This is a genomic window from Paraglaciecola sp. T6c, from assembly GCF_000014225.1.
Classification (GTDB): Bacteria; Pseudomonadota; Gammaproteobacteria; order Enterobacterales; family Alteromonadaceae; genus Paraglaciecola; species Paraglaciecola atlantica_A.
Genome location: NC_008228.1, coordinates 3,765,643 through 3,784,928 on the forward strand (window position 1 = coordinate 3,765,643; position 19,286 = coordinate 3,784,928).

Here is a 19,286-nt window from a genome sequence, read left to right on the forward strand (position 1 = left end):
TTACCCATTCGCCGCAAGAGCCAAATTATCAAGCTTCATTTTAACCACGCTGTTCGCACTATTAGCCGCCACTGCTGCACTGTACGCACTGCGTGCTTTATCAAACATTCCTTGCTTAACGTAAATGTCGCCTTTAATTTCCTGTTGCTGAGCGTTAAACGCCGTTGTGGTTACTTTATCCACACTAGCAAGCGCTTTTTCAGGTTGCTCTAAAGCCAATTGCACACGCGCTAAACGTAAATTTGCTAACGCGTTCACCGCGTCGCTTTCACTATTAGCGGCGGCAAATGAAAGTTGTTTTTCTGCTTCGTTCAGATCTTTGCGATCAATTGCTTGTTGCGCAAGTTGAAACGCCATTAGCACTGCGTAACCTGTGTCGCTGTTTTCATCAATATAGGCTTTAGCTTGGCCAAAATTGGTATCCTGTGCCTGTAAAGCAGCGGTTTGCGTTTCAAATGCCGCTGATGCTTGTTCTTTTGCAGCGATTTGTTCATCGTTGTAATAACGCCATCCCCACAGGCCGCCTAAACCAAGAACTGCACCAACGATAATGGCGGTACCGTTCTCTTTCCAAAACCGTTTAATCGCTTCAACTTGTTGTTCTTCTGTTTCGTAATGTTCCATCGCAACTTCCTCTTACTGCACCACCGCTTCAACTATGAGCAGCGACTAATTATCTATTTTAATCGTATTAAAGCGAAAACAACTCAACCAATGTCGACTCAAGTTCTGAGCGAGCAATGCGACTTTGAGGTTTGTCTTCTCGTAAAAACTTAATGCTGACTTGTTCTTCTTGTTGCTCGGTTTCACCTAACACCAAGGCGACTCGGGCGGCACTTTTATCTGCACGTTTCATTTGCTTCTTAAAGTTTCCACCACCAAAATGGGTCTGTACTCTAAGGGTTGGCATAACATCACGCAAACTTTCTGCAATTTGAAGCGCATATAACTCGACCTCATCTCCCATAGCCGTCACGTATACATCCACTGGGGACGCGACAAACTCTTCTGCGCCGCTTGCTTGCAGCATTAACACTAAACGCTCCATGCCGATAGCAAACCCAACGCCTTGAGTGGACTTACCGCCGAGCTGTTCAACAAGACCATCGTAGCGGCCACCTGCACACACAGTACCTTGGGCCCCTAAACTATCAGTCACCCATTCAAAAACCGTACGGTTGTAGTAGTCAAGCCCTCGCACCAAACGCGGATTAACTCGGTATTGGATACCTAAGGCGTCTAAACGTTCACATAAAGCGTGAAAATGTTCTTTAGATTCAGCATCTAAGTAGTCGATCAGGCTTGGCGCATCTGTAATAGCCGCTTGTACTTGTGGGTTTTTACTGTCTAACACTCGCAAGGGGTTACTTTCTAAGCGGCGTAGGCTGTCTTCATCTAAGTGTTCTTTTCTCGCGAGCAAGAACTCAACTAGGGCTTTGCGGTAGGTTTCACGCGCTTCATTTGAACCGAGCGAGTTAAGCTCCAGGGTTACCTGCTCAGAGATTCCAAATTTTTTCCATAATCGAGCGCTAAGCGCAATCACTTCAGCGTCAATATCTGGACCGGCTAGGCCGAATACTTCTACACCGAACTGATGAAACTGTCGATAACGACCCTTTTGTGGGCGCTCGTGACGAAACATAGGCCCTAAATACCACAATCGCTGCTGTTGGTTGTACAACAAACCATGTTCGTTTCCAGCGCGGACAACACTGGCCGTGCCTTCTGGACGCAACGTTAAGCTGTCGTCGTTGCGGTCTGCAAAGGTATACATTTCTTTTTCGACAATATCCGTCACTTCGCCAATTGAGCGCTTAAATAAATCGGTGCTTTCGACGATGGGCGTGCGTACTTCTTGGTAACCATAACTGGCAACGACTTCACGGATCGCTTTTTCAGCCCATTGCCATAAGCCTGACTGTTCAGGAAGGCAATCATTCATGCCTCGTATTGCCTGTATTTGTTTAGACACTAAGGAGATTCTCTTTGACTAGATAGTATTAAAAAGCCCCGTATTATAGGGGCGTTGTAGGTAAACGTAAATGAAGACTCCGCTTTATCACGCTTTTTTGCCTAAGTCGGCAATTATCCTAGATGCTTTATGTCGATTTTCTTACTGCTATCAAGCAATGCAGCCTTCGCTCTAATGCGCTTTTCCAATTGGTCAACCAGATCATCGTTCGACAAACGCTCTTTTTGACGTTTGCCATCCACGTAATAGCCGCTCATATTGCGCGCGCCTGTTAAGCCCAAATCTGAGACTTCAGCCTCACCAGGTCCATTGACCACGCACCCAATAATCGACACATCCATAGGGGTCAATAAATCTTCTAAGCGTGTTTCCAATGCATTTACTGTGCTTATTACATCGAACTCTTGGCGAGAGCAGCTTGGGCAGGCTATAAAATTGATACCACGTGAGCGAATACGAAGCGATTTTAGAATATCAAAACCCACTTTGATTTCTTCAACTGGATCAGCCGCCAGCGAGATACGGATGGTATCGCCTATCCCTTCGGCAAGTAACATTCCAAGGCCAACGGCACTTTTCACTGCACCAGCACGAAAGCCGCCCGCTTCGGTGATACCAAGATGTAACGGTTGATCAATTTTTTTGGCTAATTCACGATAGGCACCTACAGCTAAAAATACGTCTGAGGCTTTAACGCTGACTTTAAACTGATCGAAATTGAGTTTATCGAGAATATCAACATGACGCATGGCTGACTCAACCAATGCATCTGGTGTGGGCTCACCGTACTTCTCTTGAAGGTCCTTCTCTAATGAACCGCCGTTGACACCTATACGAATAGGAATGCCTTTATCGCGGGCACAATCTACAACTGAACGCACGCGCTCCATACTGCCGATATTTCCTGGGTTGATACGTAGACAATCAACACCGTATTCAGCGACTTTTAAAGCAATTCGATAATCGAAATGGATATCTGCAATAAGTGGAACATTAACTTGCTGCTTAATTAATTTGAACGCCTCAGCTGCATCCATGGTGGGTACGGATACACGCACGATCTCCCCGCCCACGGCCACAATGCGTTTAATCTGCGCTACGGTCGCCTCAACATCTGTGGTCAGCGTATTGGTCATAGATTGCACCGCAATAGGTGCTCCCCCGCCAATAGGAACGCTACCTACATTGATCCTAGTTGATTCTCTGCGCTTTATTGGTGACTCTGCAAACATGCTGTTTCCTAACTCAATTTGATAAGGTCAAACGTGTGCTCAGGGCTTACGCCCGGCACATATTACTTAATGGCTTTATTACGACCGAGGTAAAGTAAATTTTGCGGTACTGTTTGGTGCTAAAAATGACATATCTAGATCTTCATCCGCGTACCGTATTTGCACCACACTTGGTGCCCCTAAAATGACTTCAAAGGGGGCGACTCCAGAAATACTCATAACCCGGCCCGCAACTTTAACTCCAACAGCAATGGTTTCTCCGGTCGCATCAATAACGCTCACCCAACAATCGTCGTTGAAGGTGAAAACTACATCAACTAATTCACCCGTTTGCTCTGTTTGTGCGCTAGCGGACACTTGGGGGTTGAGTTGGGCAGAAGCACTTTCACTGTTTACGGTTACCGCTGGGGCAACACCGTCTTGAGGGGACGCATTATCAGGGGTCAAAATACTGTTACTATCCTCAAGGCTGCCACTTACCTCAGGCTGAATCTCGTTGCTTTGGTTTACTTCATCGCGTGGGAATTCGGTCGTTTCTTGGGCCATATCGGTAGAACGTAAACCTGACTCGTTAACATCCCCAGTGGCGATAACGGCAGTGTCGTTTTCAACATCACTTTGGATATCGACAGGCTTTTCACTTTTTACGTTATTTTGTGCTTCACTTTGTACAGTGGGGGTATCTAACGTACTTGCAGTCTCGTTGTCACCCTGTTGAAACCACCAGACAACCACAAGCGCAACAACTATCGCCAAAATCAGGTAAGTAACTAACATGAGCTTGTCGTCGTTAGCTTGATGAGCTACGCGACGGGAGAAACTCTGTAATTTTGCGGGTTCTTTTTTATGGGTATCCAGATTATCTAACCCGTCGAGGACTTGAGCTTCCGACACGTCAACCTGGCGAGCATACAATTTAAGATAGCCCTTGATGAAAGTCATCGAGATACTAGGGTCGTATTCATCGTTTTCTAACGCGATAATTAAGCTCGGCTTTAAATGGATAAGGCCAGCAATTTGCTCTACCGTTAAGCCTTTTTCTAATCGCGCAGCCTTCAATACAGGTCCTGGACCGAATACTTGAGACTCTTCCATATGTTGTACTTCTTCACTCATTTAACTAACGCTACTCTTAATAATGATTGGGGACGGCTATTTGGGTTCAACAACGATCAATTTTTGCCCGATATAGATGGATGCAGGATCAGAAATGTTGTTCCATTCCATAAGTTTGCTCATCTTAACGTTATATTGCAAAGAAAGGCGATAAAGATTCTCCTTCGCCGTAACAACGTGATATTGAGTTGCTTTTAAATCTGGCTGCGCATATCCCTTTGTAGGCTTTACCGCTGGCACACTAACAGACTGTACAGGCGAATCTATAGCTTCAATACCATTGATGTAATCCCGGGCTGGCTGAAAGTCTGGATAAAGACTCAACAGCATATTTGCATAATCACTCGCTCGATTTGGTGAACCAGCGCCCTGCTCTATTTTTACCGCCAACCACAAACTATCAGCAGAAACGGATGCCACTTTTTCATAGCGACGCAGGCTATCTCTCGCTGCAGCAAAACGATTGGCCTGTAATTGCATTTGCGCTAACAAGAATAAACTTTTGGCTCGGCCTGGTTGATGATTTAGCGCGTCTTCGAGAAATCCAATCGCATCATCTAACGCATTTTGACTTTGGCTACACAGCGCTAGGTTCTCGTAGGTTTCTGCAGATGAATTATAAATATCACTATTCAATGCTTTGAAGAAATAGACTTTGGCTTGTTCGTAATCGCCTTGGGCGCACAAAAACGCGCCGTAGCTATTGGCGATATCGGCATTTTTAGGCGCCAACGCCATGGCTTTTTTATATGACGTTGAAGCAGATCCATACTCTTCGACGTTCTGAAAATAATATGCCATACCGTAATGCACATCTGCCATTTCTGGAGCAAAGGACAGTGCTTTATCCAGATTAAATTTAGCTTGGCTGAAATTACCGTTTTCTAGATAGGTTAGCCCTAGAGATAAGCGCGTCTTTGCGGCCTTTTGCTTATCGAAATCATCTGAGCCTGTCCCAGCATTTTGGCTAGCACAAGCGCTCAAGGCGAGAATAAAAATGACACTCATTGCACGGAAAAAATTCATCGGGATCATTCGGTTAGTACTCAATGTTCCATTTTTACCGAAATTTCATCACCCTTCATCTGTTTTTTCAACATTCGTTTAGTTCTATCAACCACGTCGCCCACAAGTTGACCACAGGCTGCATCAATATCATCCCCTCGAGTCTTACGCACGACTACCATCAAGCCGTAACTCGAAAGCACTTTCGCGAAGCGATCAATGCGTGAGTTACTCGAGCGACTATAAGGAGAGCCCGGATAAGGATTAAACGGAATCAAGTTAATTTTACATGGCGTATCGGCCAATACTTTCGCCAGTTCATGGGCTTGGTCGGTACTGTCATTGATACCGTTGAGCATGACATACTCTACTGTCACTTTACCTTGGTTAGCATTCGATTTAGCTAGATAACGGCGCACCCCAGCTAAAAATTCTTGAATAGGATATTTTTTGTTAATTGGCACAATTTCATCACGCAACTTGTCGTCCGGGGCATGAAGCGAAATAGCCAGCGCTACATCTATCTGATCGCCTAACATATCAAGTGCAGGCACCACTCCTGAAGTACTCAAGGTCACACGGCGTTTTGATAAACCAAATGCGAGATCGTCAAGCATTAAATCCATCGCCGGCACCACATTCTTCAAGTTTAACAGCGGCTCGCCCATCCCCATCATGACCACATTAGTAATGGGACGTTTGGCACTATCATTAGATAAACCGATGGTCGTTGCTACGCGCCACACCTGACCGATAATTTCAGACACACTTAAATTGCGGTTAAAACCTTGCTGAGCGGTCGAGCAAAAAGTGCATTCTAGGGCGCAGCCAACTTGTGACGACACGCATAAGGTCGCGCGGTCTTCATCAGGGATCCACACAGTTTCAACTTCTTGTCCGCCTTCTAGGCGTAACGCAAATTTAATCGTGCCATCACTTGCGCCTTGCTGATAAGCGATTTCTGGCGCTTTGACTTCACATTGCGCTTTTAGCTTTTCACGTAACGCTTTGTTCAAATTAGTCATTTGATCAAAGTCTGACACCCCAGCTTGATAAATCCATTTCATCATTTGGTCGGCACGAAATGGCTTTTCGCCAATCGAACTAAAATACTCTCTTAAACCCGCTCGGTTAAAGTTGAGTAAATTGATTTTAGTCGGTTTTGCTGACATCACTTCTGACATGGAACGGGGTACCTCAAATAAAAGAAACTAGTGTACATTTTTTATGCGAAAACTACCATTTTGTTGGTCGTTCTAGCGCGTTTAGATCGCAAAAGGGAGCCTAAGCTCCCTTACTTACAAACATTAAAAAAATTAACGAGTGCGTGGGCAGATTTCTTCGTCAGAGAAGAAGTATGCAATCTCACGTGCTGCTGACTCAGGCGCATCTGAACCGTGACACGCATTTTCGTCGATTGATGCAGCGTAGTCTGCACGCAATGTACCAGCAAGTGCTTCTGCAGGGTTAGTTGCACCCATGATTTCACGGTTCTTAAGAACAGCGTTTTCGCCTTCTAAAACCTGAACCATTACTGGACCTGAAGTCATGAATTCAACCAAAGCGCCGAAGAAAGGACGTTCGCTATGCTCGGCATAGAAACCTTCAGCTTGTTCTTTACTAAGGTGAAGCATTTTAGAGGCAACAATGCGTAGACCTGCGCTTTCGAAACGGTTGTAGATTGCGCCGATTACATTTTTAGCAACTGCGTCTGGTTTGATAATTGAAAAAGTACGTTCTAAGGCCATGATTGGTCTCCGATTACAAAATAAAAAAAGGGCGATTAAAAATTCGCGCGGATTATATGCGTTTCCTTGGCAAAAGCCCAACAAATCACGAAATTAATCTGCCGAGGAATTAAAACTTCGTCGTTCAATGCCCGAGGGACTTTAGATTGACGTATATTCGAAGCGACAAACTGTTTATGATAGCACTACAGGAAAACCAATAATAAGGAGAAACGGTGCTTCGCCTACTTTTTTTACTGCCACTTATTTTATGTTTGTTATGGTTTGCTTACCTCAGACTACGAGGATTTTCATTGCGCCAGGGAAAACAAGGCTTCATCTATATCTTGGTTTTCTCCGCTATTATCGCGGCCTTCTATACGGTAATGCTGTGGTTAACAGCCGCATAAAAAATATTAAAAAAACGAAAAAGAAGACAACAAAAAAGGAGCCGAAGCTCCTTTTTTATCTTTCAGATAACGCTTAGTAAATTTCTACATCTGCTTGTTCGCGCAGTGCATTAACAAACTCACCATAGGTGAACTGTGCTCGCATTGTAGATAATCTATTTTGCAACGCTGCTACGTCAGTGCTTGGTAACTCAGCGCCGTCATTAACTTTCATTAGCTGAACTAAACCGACATCGCCATTGAACAGCTCAACCACTTGCGCGTTTGATTCTTTGTCCTCAGTCAATTTGAACAAAGCAGTCACTAAGGCTGGAGAAATCTGAGAGCCACTTCTTGCAACCGCTTCCTGCTCCTGCCACTCAACGGCTTTAGCTTGCAAGCTTTCGCTGACGTCCTGCTCAGCTTTAATATCAACTAATAAAGTTTCGGCCCACTCTTTAGCTGCTTGCTGTGCTTGCTCAGCCAATAAAATATCATTAATTTCAGGTGATACTTCTTCAAGGGCTTTAGTACGCTGAGCTTCGTAATTAGCAACGCGCACGAACATAACGTGATTGTCGCCTAGCTCTATTACATCGCTGTTTACTTGATCGTTAATCAGCTCATCAGAGAATGCTTGAGCAACAACGTTAGGATAATTAACCGCTGCTGGAACACTGTCTTGGCTAAACATCACGGTTGTGTTGACATCAACCTCAGCGATAGCTGCCACTTCATCAAGTGTATCAGGCGTTTCAAAAGCGACTTCAGCCATGCGTAATTGCTTGGCATAGAACTCTTCTTCAGCGCGTTCAGATTTAAGCTTGGCGATCACGTCTTCTTTCACGTCGGTGAATGGGCTTGTCTCTTCAGGCTTTATGTCTGTTAGTTTGATGATGTGGTAACCAAATTCACTTTCTACCACACTAGATACATCACCAACATTGGCCAGTGCGTAAGTCGCTTCTTCAAATGCTGGATCCATCATACCTGCACTAAACCAATCCAAATCGCCGCCATTCTCAGCACTAAATGTATCACTAGAATACTCTTTGGCGAGTTCGGCAAAGTCACCACCGTCGTTAATTTTAGACAAGACATCTTCGGCTTGCTGACGAGCGCCTTGCTCATCATCGCCGAATTCTATAAGAATGTGTGAAGCGCGGCGTTCTTCTTGGGTTCTAAAATCTTGTATATTTTGTTCGTAGTATTGCAGTGCTTCATCATCTGAAACAACAATGTCGGTTAATAAGTCGTCTACTGACAATTCCACATAGGCCAAGCTCACTTTTTGCTCGGTATCAAATTGAGTGATGTTGGCTTGATAATAGTTCTCAACGTCATCGTCAGATACGTTAATACCATCTTTGAAGGATTCGGCAGGTATGGTTAAGTAGCGCGCATCTCGCGTTTGCTGTTGAAGCTTATAAGCCTGTGTGGTTTCAGCGGCTAGCGTGAACTCTGAGCCTAATAATGCATTTGAAAGTTGACGACGAGTCATGTCAACCCGCATATAATCGCGAAATTCGTTTGGCTGAAAGCCAGCTTGACGTAAAACGGCGGTGTAACGCTCATTATCGAATTTGCCGTCAAATTGAAACTCTGGCATTGCGACAATAGCTTGCTTGATTTGTGCATCGCTGACGCGTAAGCCCATATCAATGGCTGCTTGCTCAAGAAGTTTGTCGCCGATTAAACGGTCTAAAACACCCTGCCTAAATTGTTGCAAATAAGCACTATCGGCGGTCAATGCAGCAAATGCTTCACCGTATTGTGACTCCATGCGTCCGCGTTCGTTTTGATAGGCGCGTTCTAAGTCGGCTTGAGAAATAGTGTCATCGTTAACTTTAGCTGCCGCAGTTTCGGCAGAAGAATTGATATAGCTACCGACACCGGCAAATACAAAACTTAAAATCACCAATCCTAGGATAGCCATGGCCCAAGTGCCCTGGGTTCCCTCTCTGATTCTTTCCAACATGTTCGTTTCTAACTCCAAATGAGTTGCTTTAGATAAGCTGAATTTTTTACTAGTTATTAGGGCGTGTTGACCTAAAGAGGCAGGATTATATATTAAACGTAATCATAATTAACAGCAGATAAACAAAAGGCGATGATAAATCATCGCCTTTTTTTTGGAAAAGCTTTGCTTAGTTACAAGCGTCTTTAAGGGCTTTACCCGCTTTGAAAGACGGAACTTTAGCTGCTGAGATTTGAATAGTTTCGCCAGTTTGTGGATTACGACCACTACGAGCTGCACGCTCACGTACTGAGAATGTACCGAAACCTACAAGAGCAACTTGATCACCTTCCTTAAGTGCTGCAGTAATAGCATCAGTCAATGCATCTAGTGCACGTCCTGAAGCTGCTTTAGAAATGTCTGCACTTGCAGCGATTTGGTCGATAAGTTGAGACTTATTCACAATATGATCCCCTTCAATTGTTATTATTTGAGTTTCCGCAAAACAAAAATGCGGCAAACGTTATACCAAGCTTAAATTCGAACTTCAAGCATATATTCACAAAATTTTAACTTTATAGATATCGCCGCAATCCCTTTTGTGACAAGGCCTAAAGCGAAACTGGGATAAAGGCTACCACAACTTATTGCTCTGTGAAGCCCTATTTTCCAAAAAAAACAAAAAAATTCGCCGTAAGTGGCTATTTTTTACCCTTGCTTGGCTTTTCAAGGCTAAAACGCTCGGGATTTTCTTGTAATGCCAGCTCTAAAACATCATCAATCCAGCGCACAGGATGAATTGACAGGTCTTGTTTTACATTATCTGGGATCTCTTGTAAATCGCGTTCGTTCTCTTTCGGAATGATAACCGTTTTTATTCCGCCTCTGTGTGCTGCCAGCAGTTTCTCTTTCAAACCGCCAATTGCAAGCACTTCGCCCCGTAAAGTAATTTCACCTGTCATGGCCACATCACAGCGCACAGGATTGCCCGTAAGTGCAGAAATCAATGCCGTGCACATGCCAATACCAGCACTCGGCCCATCTTTAGGGGTTGCCCCTTCAGGTACGTGCACGTGAATGTCACGCTTCTCATGAAAATCACTGTTGATACGCAGCTTTTCAGCTCGACTACGCACCACCGTCATCGCCGTTTGTATCGACTCTTGCATGACATCACCCAACGAGCCCGTTGAGGTCATCTTGCCTTTGCCCACGACCGATGTCGCCTCAATGGTCAACAGCTCCCCACCGACCTGAGTCCAAGCCAACCCTGTTACTTGGCCAATCTGGTTATTGTTTTCTGCCTTTCCGTAATCAAAGCGTTGCACACCTAGATATTCAGACAGATTATCTTGAGAGACAGTGACGGACTTTATGTCTTTGTTGAGCAAAATATTTTTCACCGCTTTGCGGCACACTTTGGATATTTCCCGCTCTAAGCTACGCACACCCGCTTCACGCGTGTAGTGACGGATCATACCAATGATCGCGGACTCTTCGATCACTAACTCTTTGCTCTTCAAACCATTACGACTGATTTGTTTCTCAAGTAAGTGGCGTGTGGCGATGTTTAGTTTTTCATCTTCTGTGTAGCCAGATAAACGAATCACTTCCATTCTGTCCAACAACGGTCCGGGAATGTCCATACTGTTCGACGTAGCAACAAACATGACGTCAGACAGATCATAATCAACTTCTAAGTAGTGATCACTAAACGTGCTGTTTTGCTCAGGGTCAAGCACTTCTAATAACGCTGAAGATGGATCTCCACGCATGTCAGAAGACATTTTGTCGATTTCATCAAGTAAAAACAGTGGATTTTTCACCCCCACTTTTGCCATTTTCTGGATCAACTTACCCGGCATAGAGCCGATGTAAGTACGTCTGTGGCCGCGTATTTCTGCTTCATCACGAACACCGCCTAACGCCATGCGCACGTATTTGCGACCTGTTGCTTTGGCAATAGACTGGCCCAGTGAGGTTTTACCCACCCCTGGAGGGCCCACTAAGCATAATATTGGTCCTTTGAGCTTTCTAACGCGTTGTTGAACTGCTAGATACTCAATAATACGTTCTTTGACCTTTTCAAGCCCGTAGTGCTCCGTATCAAGCAACTTATCAGCGGCAGCTAAATCTTTCTTCACTGCACTGCGTTTAGTCCAAGGCACATTGGTTAGCCAATCGATGTAGCTACGCACCACGGTGGCTTCGGCAGACATAGGTGACATCATTTTTAATTTGCTAAGTTCGGTCGTTGCTTTTTTCTTAGCTTCTTCTGGCATCTTAGCGTCGTCGATTTTTTTGCTTAGCGCTTCAAATTCGTCAGGCGCTTCGTCTAGTTCACCGAGTTCTTTTTGGATGGCTTTCATTTGCTCATTCAAATAATACTCGCGCTGACTCTTCTCCATCTGTTTTTTAACGCGGGTACGAATTTTTTTCTCGACCTGCAGCAAATCTATTTCACTTTCCATCAATGCCATCAAGTATTCAAGACGATCGTTAACTTGATCCATTTCTAATACTTTTTGCTTTTCAGCTAATTTAAGGGGCATATGCGCTGCCATGGTATCGGCTAGGCGAGCAGCTTGCTCAATCCCGCTTAACGAAGTCAGTACTTCAGGTGGGATCTTTTTATTAAGTTTTACATACCCTTCAAACTGAGAAATCGCTGAGCGAATAATGACTTCTTGCTCATTCTCTTCGACTTCAAGGTCGTCTTTATTCGAAATATTTGCGATGAAAAAATCATCGGTGCTAACAAATTCAGCAATTTGAGCACGCTGATTACCTTCAACCAACACTTTCACTGTGCCGTCTGGTAACTTTAACAGCTGCAAAATGGTCGCTATGGTGCCGACAGTAAAAATATCATCAGGCTGTGGCTCATCGGTACTGGCGTCTTTTTGCGCGACTAAAAATATTTGTTTGTCTTTATCCATCGCAGCTTCTAAGCAACGTATCGACTTCTCGCGACCGACAAATAAGGGAATAACCATATGCGGATAAACCACCACATCACGCAATGCCAAGACCGGCATTTCTGTGTAATCAACATTCTCTTTGGTCATATATTGTCTCGTGTAATAAAAAGGAAAATCTTCGCAATGAAATTGTATATGGGGCTTAGCACGAAAAGTTCAAACGAAAAACTGAAACTAACCTCATTAGCTGTTCATTCTATACCACTAATAGAGCATAAAAAGTGAAGCGAAAAAAGTGTATCCGTGAAGATGAGGGGGAGGATCGGAGATAAATCTGATAACAGAAATAGTAAAGGCTCCCTTAGGAGCCTTTACTATTTAAAACGCATTGGTTATTCCGAAATGGATTTTTTATCCGCTGCACTATCGTAAATTAGAATCGGTTTTGATTCCCCACGAATGACAGTTTCATCGACTACCACTTTGCTTACGTTCGACATAGAAGGTAACTCGTACATCGTGTCGAGTAACACTGCCTCAACAATTGAACGCAGACCACGAGCACCTGTTTTACGTGACATCGCTTTCTTAGCTATCGCTTGCAAAGCATCTTCTCTAAACTCTAACTCAGTATCTTCTAAAGAGAATAAAGCCGCATATTGTTTCGTAAGAGAGTTTTTCGGCTCACGCAAAATTTGAATAAGTGCTTCTTCACTCAACTCTTCAAGACTGGTCAGAACAGGCAAACGCCCGATAAACTCAGGAATTAGACCGTATTTGACCAAATCCTCCGGCTCAACTTTTTTCAACAACTCGCCTTCTTTCGACTTGTTGCTGCTGTCTTTAATTGCTGTACCAAAACCAATACCGGTGCCTGTATGCGCGCGTTGTTCGATGACTTTATCAAGCCCCGCAAATGCCCCACCACAGATAAACAGAATTTTAGAGGTATCGACTTGCAAAAACTCTTGTTGAGGATGTTTACGTCCACCTTGCGGCGGAACAGACGCAATGGTGCCTTCAATCAGCTTAAGCAAAGCCTGCTGCACGCCCTCACCGGATACATCCCGTGTAATCGATGGGTTATCTGACTTACGAGAGATCTTGTCGATTTCATCGATATAAACGATTCCGCGCTGCGCCTTTTCAACATCGTAGTCGCATTTTTGCAATAACTTCTGAATGATATTCTCTACATCTTCACCAACATAACCCGCTTCGGTCAGAGTAGTCGCATCGGCCATCGTAAATGGAACATCTAATAAACGAGCTAGTGTTTCAGCGAGCAAGGTTTTACCACTACCAGTTGGGCCCATTAGCAAAATATTACTTTTACCTAGTTCAACACCGTCATGCACGTCACCATTACGTAATCGTTTATAGTGGTTATACACTGCGACGGAAAGCACCTTCTTGGCGTGTTCTTGACCGATGACATAATCATCCAGATGACTGTGGATCTCTTTCGGTGTAGGAAGCTCGTCTTGCTTTTGCTTCGGAGCGATTTCTTTGATCTCTTCGCGAATAATGTCATTACATAATTCAACGCATTCATCGCATACAAAAACTGACGGGCCAGCGATGAGCTTTCTCACTTCATGCTGGCTTTTCCCACAAAAAGAACAATAAAGTAGCTTGTTATCGCCATCTCCGCTTTGCTTATCACTCATCTATTATCTCTTCTTTATTTGGTTGACCTAGTGCGCTTTATTGCCCTTTCCTTGCAAATGGGCGCACTAAACAAAATCAACAATAACTAATTACTTCTTAGCGTCGCTATTGCTAGCATCCGGTCTGTTAGCGAGTACTTGATCCACTAAACCGTAATCCACAGATTCCTGCGCGCTTAAGAAATTATCTCTGTCGGTATCACGAGCTACTTTATCGTAGTCTTGACCCGTATGAGCTGCCATCAAGCGATTCATTTTCTCTTTAATTGACAGGATTTCTTTGGCATGAATTTCAAAATCAGACGCCTGACCTTGGAATCCGCCCAACGGCTGATGGATCATAACGCGGGCATTCGGTAGACAGTAGCGCTTACCTTTCGCACCACCAGACAACAAAAATGCGCCCATACTAGCCGCCTGACCGATACACACTGTGCTGACGTCAGGTTTAATAAAGTTCATGGTGTCGTAAATCGCCATACCGGCTGTCACTGAACCGCCAGGAGAATTAATGTAAAGGAAAATATCCTTTTCTGGATTTTCAGCTTCTAAAAATAACATCTGTGCGACGATAAGGTTAGCCATATGGTCTTCGACTTGGCCAACCATGAAAATGACGTTCTCTTTTAGCAAGCGTGAATAAATATCATAAGAGCGCTCGCCTTTAGCGGTTTGTTCAACCACCATAGGTACTAATGCATTTGTAGGATCAAACGGTGTATTCATCATATATATTTCTTCACAAATAAAAATGCTCGGTATTTACCGAGCATTTAAGCAGTTGCAGACTAGATAAGTCAATTAACAAAGGGCAAATTACGCCTGTTTGTTCATGATCTCATCAAAAGCTTTGTTTACTTCTTTCACATTTGCTTTGCTAAGAAGCACTTCAACAGCTTGCTCTTCTAACGCGACATTTTGCATTTGCTGCATCAATTCGTCATTAGTTTTGTAGTACTCGATCACTTCTTGAGGATCTTCGTACGCTGAAGCAGCTGTTTCGATCAATGCATCAACCTTAGCAGAGTCTACTTTCAACTCTTCAGTTTTGATGATTTCGCCAAGCAACAAGCCAATTGAAACACGCTTACGTGCGTTTTCTTGGAACAAGTCAGCTGGAAGCTCAGGAAGATTATCAACATTACCACCTTGTTGCTGGCTGAAGCGCTGCTTAGCTTGCTCACGTAGGGCGTTAATTTCTTGATCAACCAATGCTTTAGGCAAGTCAATTTCGTTGTTTGCCAACAAACCTTCGATAACTTGCTCTTTTACGTTAGCTTTCAACGTTTGCTCAAGCTCACGTTGCATGTTTTTACGTACTTCAGCATTAAGTGCTTCAACGTCGCCGTCTTCTACACCAAACAATTTAGCAAACTCTTCGTCAACTTTAGGAAGGCTCAGACCTTCTACTTTGTTAACAGTAATTTTGAATTGGGCTTCTTTACCCTTAAGTGCTTCTGCATGGTAATCTTCAGGGAAGGTCACGTCAGCAACAACTTCTTCGCCAGCTTTAGCGCCAACGATTGGCTTTTCAAAACCAGGGATCATACGATCTTTGCCCATTTCGAGCTCAAAGTTTTCAGCTTTACCGCCTTCAAACTCTTCACCGTCAATAGTACCAACGAAATCCACCGTCACGCGGTCATCTTTCTTAGACTTACGCTTTACTTCTTTCCAAGTAGCGTGCTGTTTACGCAACGTTTCCATCATCGTTTCAAGATCAGCATCAGTAATTTCTACCACTGGCTTCTCTACTTCGATTTTCTCAACGTCTTTCACTTCCACTTCAGGATAAACTTCAAACGCAGCAACAAACTCTAAGTCTTGTCCGTCAACGTCTGTCTTCATTTCGAAGTTAGGCATGCCTGCTGGCGTAATTTTTTCTTGAACGATTGCTTCATAGAAGTTGCGCTGCATAGCTTCGCCAGCAATCTCTTGACGTACGGCTTGACCATAACGTTTTTTAATAACGCTTACTGGAACTTTACCTGGGCGAAAACCATTAATACGTTGGGTCTTAGCTAACTGTTGTAAGCGAGACTTAACCTGTGAATCAATTGATTCTGCAGGAACAGTGATGGTAAGACGGCGTTCTAAACCTTGAGTCGTCTCAACGGAAACTTGCATTCTTCTACCTCAACTTTGCGCTCGTCTGCGCATTTATAAAATTTTTGATGGGTTTTTTTATCGGTGGGATTCGACCAAGGTAAACTTAATCCACCCATGCAATCGCGAGTTGACCTATTTATCTTCTCGCCTATCCGGATAAAAAAGACGCAGCAGTATAGCGATACAGCTACTTTAAGTCGAGCCGAAATGCGAAATAGTTTAATTCAAAAAATTAACGAAGAAGTATAGTCAGAAATAGAGGATATAAAGAGAGTAAAACGAAATGTAACTGAGATATAAATAAGAAAGATGGTGCGGAAGGAGAGACTTGAACTCTCACGCCCTAAGGCACTGGAACCTAAATCCAGCGTGTATACCAATTTCACCACTTCCGCAAGTGGGGTGGACGATGGGGCTCGAACCCACGACAACCGGAATCACAATCCGGGGCTCTACCAACTGAGCTACGCCCACCAAAGCTAACATTGTTGCCAGGTTCGCGTGGTGCGCCCGGCAGGATTCGAACCTGCGACCACCCGCTTAGAAGGCGGGTGCTCTATCCAGCTGAGCTACGGGCGCTCTACGAATCTGTTACAATTTTAGAGAAAGTGGTCGGTGAGACAGGATTCGAACCTGCGACCCCTTGGACCCAAACCAAGTGCGCTACCAAGCTGCGCTACTCACCGACTTAACAACCCGAAGAGTTATTCTCTGTCTCTCAACGGGGAGCGCATAGTAAACAGATGTATTTCTGGCGTCAAACACTTTTTTAAAAGAAATTTACTGACTGCTGCTTTTTTTAGCAATATGACTGCGAATCAAACAAAATGAGCATTAATCACACTGATACGCCGTCAATTCTTTCGTATCGAATGATAGCTAATCATCACTCATTTCTTCAAATTCCATGCTAACAATCCTAGAACAAGCTTATTTTTCGCCATCAAATGTCCACCTGCCGTTCTTTTTTGGACTAAACCCAATGCGATTTAAGTAATTTTCATGTTCATAACTGTCAGCCAGTGCCACTATTTCTGTATATCCAAACTGTTTTGCGAGTTGCTGCCCCTTACCAATTACGTATTCACCGAGGTGACAATCACGATAAGCGGGGATCACGAAATCAAAATCAACCACAAACTGACCACCTTCTTCGCTAAAGCCTGACAACATACCTACGACCTCGGTTCGCTCAGTAAGAAAAAAATAAGCGCGACGCGGGTCGGCTGAGACTTTCATAAAGCGCGGAAACAGGTGTTTGATTTCTTGTTTGTGGTAATCCAGAAAGAAATCCACGTAATTTGATGGGCGACTCACAGCAAGGACTGAAAATTGACGCTCAACATCAAACAGTAGCCTGCGCAGAAAAAACAAATTCGTCAGGGTGATAAAGCCATTTAATATCGCCACTGGGTAAGCCTGGATAATAATACCGTATAAGCAAAATGACGATGCTCCCGCTAAATTGAACCAACGCAGACGTACAATCGAACTGCGCGTTAAAGAATAAGCAATTACCGCTGACGCACAATAACCAAAAATTTCTACTGGAGAGAGTTCCAAACCACACACCTTTATAAAGAGATTAAATTACGTAGACGCATATCTTTGTTTAGAAGCCGCAAAGGGGCAAGCAGATTCGATACTATTTACTAATTAGCACAAGTCCGATTGTTGAATCTGGTACAGTATGTGACAATACAGCCCCCTAGTCTTTCAGTTACTTTATACTATGCCTGCTCAAAAAATTGATGGTAAATTAATCGCTCAACAGGTGCGTCAGCACGTAAAATCTCATGTTGAATCTATTGTTTCTTCGGGTAAACGCCCCCCTGGCTTAGCTGTCGTTTTAGTAGGTAGCGATGCGGCATCCCATGTCTATGTGACCAACAAGCGCAGAGCCTGCGAAGAAGTAGGCTTTGTTTCTAAATCCTACGACTTACCTTCAACGACGTCACAACAGAAGCTGCTCGAACTTATCGATACTTTAAATGCAGATGAGGAAATTGACGGCATATTAGTGCAACTACCTTTACCCGCAGGCTTAGACAAGGAACAAGTTCTTGAACGGATATTACCGCATAAAGATGTAGACGGTTTCCACCCTTACAATATTGGCCGCTTGGCTCAGCGTATCCCAGCACTGCGCCCTTGTACCCCTAAAGGCATTATGACTCTCATCGAGTCGACTAAACGTCCAATAAAAGGTTTAGATGCGGTTATCGTAGGTGCCTCAAATATTGTTGGCCGACCTATGTTTATGGAATTATTACTTGCGGGCTGCACAGTCACTAGCTGCCACAAATTCACTAAAGATTTACAGTCTCATGTTGAGCGGGCTGACTTAATAGTGGTGGCCGTGGGTATTTCTGCGTTTATACCAGGTGAATGGATTAAACCGGGCGCAATTGTGATCGATGTAGGTATTAATCGTCAAACAGACGGCACACTCATTGGCGATGTGGATTACGCGACTGCGGAGAAACGAGCAGGCTGGATAACACCGGTTCCTGGTGGCGTAGGCCCTATGACGGTCGCGAGCCTTATCGAAAATACGTTAGAAGCTTACGTTAAGTACCACTCAAACTAAGGTATACCTGCGTCACGTGAATATCTGTGCACACCACCCTGATGTCATTCAATCCATTCGCACTTGGTTAAGTGACATCATCATTGGCCATAACTTTTGCCCTTTCGCGAAACGTGAATTTGAGCGCAATAGCATTAAGTATACGGTAAGCGACGCGTATTCATTAGCAGATGCTACGGAACAATTTCTGGCTGAGCTTCAAACACTGGAAGAAAATAATACCTTTGAGACCAGCTTGATTATTTTCAGCTCAGGTTTCAAATCCTTCGATGATTACCTAAATTTGGTTGAAATGAGTCAAGCGCTCATCGACAAAGGGGGATACGCAGGTGAGTTTCAGCTTGCCAGCTTTCATCCGGATTATTGTTTTGAGGGCGAGCCTCTAGAGGATTTGTCTCACTATACGAATCGAGCTCCCTATCCTATTTTACATGTGCTGCGAGAGAGTAGCCTTGAGCGGGTGTTAAAAACCTTTCCTGATCCTGAAAATATTCCAACACGAAATATCGCCAAAGCACGCCAGTTAGGCAGCGAATATTGGCAACAAGTCATGCAGCGCCTGAGCCCTGTTAAATAAGGCAGAGTACACTGCCTTATT

General features: G+C 44.1%; 16 protein-coding genes and 4 tRNA genes. 2 read left to right on the forward strand and 18 right to left on the reverse strand.

From position 1 onward, the window contains the following. From PATL_RS16020 to PATL_RS16110, 18 genes are all read right to left on the reverse strand, one after another. On the reverse strand, positions 1-624 hold the full coding sequence (locus PATL_RS16020; protein ID WP_011575868.1) for a YfgM family protein: 624 nt from the start codon (positions 622-624) through the stop codon (positions 1-3). A 67-nt stretch (positions 625-691) separates the two neighbouring features. After that, entirely contained in the window at positions 692-1,972 is a 1,281-nt protein-coding gene (gene hisS / locus PATL_RS16025; RefSeq protein ID WP_011575869.1) for a histidine--tRNA ligase, read from the reverse strand. A 113-nt stretch (positions 1,973-2,085) separates the two neighbouring features. Then, positions 2,086-3,204 carry a flavodoxin-dependent (E)-4-hydroxy-3-methylbut-2-enyl-diphosphate synthase gene (gene ispG, locus PATL_RS16030; RefSeq protein ID WP_011575870.1) on the reverse strand — a complete coding sequence of 373 codons (1,119 nt, stop codon included), beginning with the start codon at positions 3,202-3,204 and terminating at the stop codon, positions 2,086-2,088. Between the two features lie 78 nt (positions 3,205-3,282). Next, complete coding sequence (locus PATL_RS16035) at positions 3,283-4,320, reverse strand: RodZ domain-containing protein (RefSeq protein ID WP_011575871.1); 1,038 nt, start codon at positions 4,318-4,320, stop codon at positions 3,283-3,285. A gap of 36 nt (positions 4,321-4,356) precedes the next feature. Then, positions 4,357-5,346 (reverse strand): type IV pilus biogenesis/stability protein PilW, encoded by a 990-nt coding sequence (gene pilW, locus PATL_RS16040; RefSeq protein WP_041713969.1) that lies wholly within the window; start codon positions 5,344-5,346, stop codon positions 4,357-4,359. Positions 5,347-5,366: 20 nt separating this feature from the next. Then, positions 5,367-6,509, reverse strand: coding sequence for a bifunctional tRNA (adenosine(37)-C2)-methyltransferase TrmG/ribosomal RNA large subunit methyltransferase RlmN (locus PATL_RS16045; protein ID WP_011575873.1), 1,143 nt, complete (start codon positions 6,507-6,509; stop codon positions 5,367-5,369). Between the two features lie 132 nt (positions 6,510-6,641). After that, positions 6,642-7,073 carry a nucleoside-diphosphate kinase gene (gene ndk, locus PATL_RS16050; protein WP_006993112.1) on the reverse strand — a complete coding sequence of 144 codons (432 nt, stop codon included), beginning with the start codon at positions 7,071-7,073 and terminating at the stop codon, positions 6,642-6,644. A gap of 462 nt (positions 7,074-7,535) precedes the next feature. Next, entirely contained in the window at positions 7,536-9,419 is a 1,884-nt protein-coding gene (locus tag PATL_RS16060) for a SurA N-terminal domain-containing protein (RefSeq protein ID WP_011575875.1), read from the reverse strand. 169 nt (positions 9,420-9,588) lie between these two features. After that, positions 9,589-9,861, reverse strand: a complete 273-nt coding sequence (gene hupB, locus PATL_RS16065) for a nucleoid-associated protein HU-beta (protein ID WP_006993116.1) — start codon at positions 9,859-9,861, stop codon at positions 9,589-9,591. Positions 9,862-10,099: 238 nt separating this feature from the next. Then, a complete protein-coding gene (lon, locus tag PATL_RS16070) occupies positions 10,100-12,466 on the reverse strand; it encodes an endopeptidase La (RefSeq protein WP_011575876.1) in 2,367 nt (788 codons plus the stop codon). Between the two features lie 245 nt (positions 12,467-12,711). Continuing rightward, positions 12,712-13,989 (reverse strand): ATP-dependent protease ATP-binding subunit ClpX, encoded by a 1,278-nt coding sequence (gene clpX / locus PATL_RS16075; RefSeq protein ID WP_011575877.1) that lies wholly within the window; start codon positions 13,987-13,989, stop codon positions 12,712-12,714. 90 nt (positions 13,990-14,079) lie between these two features. Then, on the reverse strand, positions 14,080-14,718 hold the full coding sequence (gene clpP, locus PATL_RS16080; protein ID WP_006993119.1) for an ATP-dependent Clp endopeptidase proteolytic subunit ClpP: 639 nt from the start codon (positions 14,716-14,718) through the stop codon (positions 14,080-14,082). Between the two features lie 87 nt (positions 14,719-14,805). Beyond that, positions 14,806-16,116, reverse strand: coding sequence for a trigger factor (tig, locus tag PATL_RS16085; protein ID WP_011575878.1), 1,311 nt, complete (start codon positions 16,114-16,116; stop codon positions 14,806-14,808). 292 nt (positions 16,117-16,408) lie between these two features. Then, positions 16,409-16,493, reverse strand: a tRNA-Leu gene (locus PATL_RS16090). Between the two features lie 3 nt (positions 16,494-16,496). After that, a tRNA-His gene (locus tag PATL_RS16095) sits at positions 16,497-16,572 on the reverse strand. 28 nt (positions 16,573-16,600) lie between these two features. Beyond that, positions 16,601-16,677 (reverse strand) — tRNA-Arg (locus tag PATL_RS16100). A 30-nt stretch (positions 16,678-16,707) separates the two neighbouring features. Then, positions 16,708-16,784 (reverse strand) — tRNA-Pro (locus tag PATL_RS16105). 244 nt (positions 16,785-17,028) lie between these two features. Beyond that, positions 17,029-17,661, reverse strand: coding sequence for a GNAT family N-acetyltransferase (locus PATL_RS16110; protein ID WP_011575879.1), 633 nt, complete (start codon positions 17,659-17,661; stop codon positions 17,029-17,031). 169 nt (positions 17,662-17,830) lie between these two features. Between PATL_RS16110 and folD the strand changes: the two genes are divergently transcribed. Both folD and PATL_RS16120 read left to right on the forward strand, forming a co-directional pair. Further along, positions 17,831-18,688 carry a bifunctional methylenetetrahydrofolate dehydrogenase/methenyltetrahydrofolate cyclohydrolase FolD gene (folD, locus tag PATL_RS16115; protein WP_011575880.1) on the forward strand — a complete coding sequence of 286 codons (858 nt, stop codon included), beginning with the start codon at positions 17,831-17,833 and terminating at the stop codon, positions 18,686-18,688. 16 nt (positions 18,689-18,704) lie between these two features. Next, positions 18,705-19,265: a DUF1415 domain-containing protein gene (locus PATL_RS16120; protein WP_011575881.1), complete on the forward strand. Its 561-nt coding sequence runs from the start codon at positions 18,705-18,707 to the stop codon at positions 19,263-19,265. The last annotated feature ends 21 nt before the right edge of the window (positions 19,266-19,286 follow it).

Bases quoted from the DNA above. Each gene is read 5' to 3' on its own strand.
- PATL_RS16020 (WP_011575868.1), bottom strand. From the start codon at position 624: ATGGAACATTACGAAACAGAAGAACAACAAGTTGAAGCGATTAAACGG.
- ispG (WP_011575870.1), bottom strand. From the start codon at position 3,204: ATGTTTGCAGAGTCACCAATAAAGCGCAGAGAATCAACTAGGATCAAT.
- PATL_RS16035 (WP_011575871.1), bottom strand. From the start codon at position 4,320: ATGAGTGAAGAAGTACAACATATGGAAGAGTCTCAAGTATTCGGTCCA.
- pilW (WP_041713969.1), bottom strand. From the start codon at position 5,346: ATGAATTTTTTCCGTGCAATGAGTGTCATTTTTATTCTCGCCTTGAGC.
- PATL_RS16045 (WP_011575873.1), bottom strand. From the start codon at position 6,509: ATGTCAGAAGTGATGTCAGCAAAACCGACTAAAATCAATTTACTCAAC.
- ndk (WP_006993112.1), bottom strand. From the start codon at position 7,073: ATGGCCTTAGAACGTACTTTTTCAATTATCAAACCAGACGCAGTTGCT.
- PATL_RS16060 (WP_011575875.1), bottom strand. From the start codon at position 9,419: ATGTTGGAAAGAATCAGAGAGGGAACCCAGGGCACTTGGGCCATGGCT.
- lon (WP_011575876.1), bottom strand. From the start codon at position 12,466: ATGACCAAAGAGAATGTTGATTACACAGAAATGCCGGTCTTGGCATTG.
- clpX (WP_011575877.1), bottom strand. From the start codon at position 13,989: ATGAGTGATAAGCAAAGCGGAGATGGCGATAACAAGCTACTTTATTGT.
- clpP (WP_006993119.1), bottom strand. From the start codon at position 14,718: ATGATGAATACACCGTTTGATCCTACAAATGCATTAGTACCTATGGTG.
- tig (WP_011575878.1), bottom strand. From the start codon at position 16,116: ATGCAAGTTTCCGTTGAGACGACTCAAGGTTTAGAACGCCGTCTTACC.
- folD (WP_011575880.1), top strand. From the start codon at position 17,831: ATGCCTGCTCAAAAAATTGATGGTAAATTAATCGCTCAACAGGTGCGT.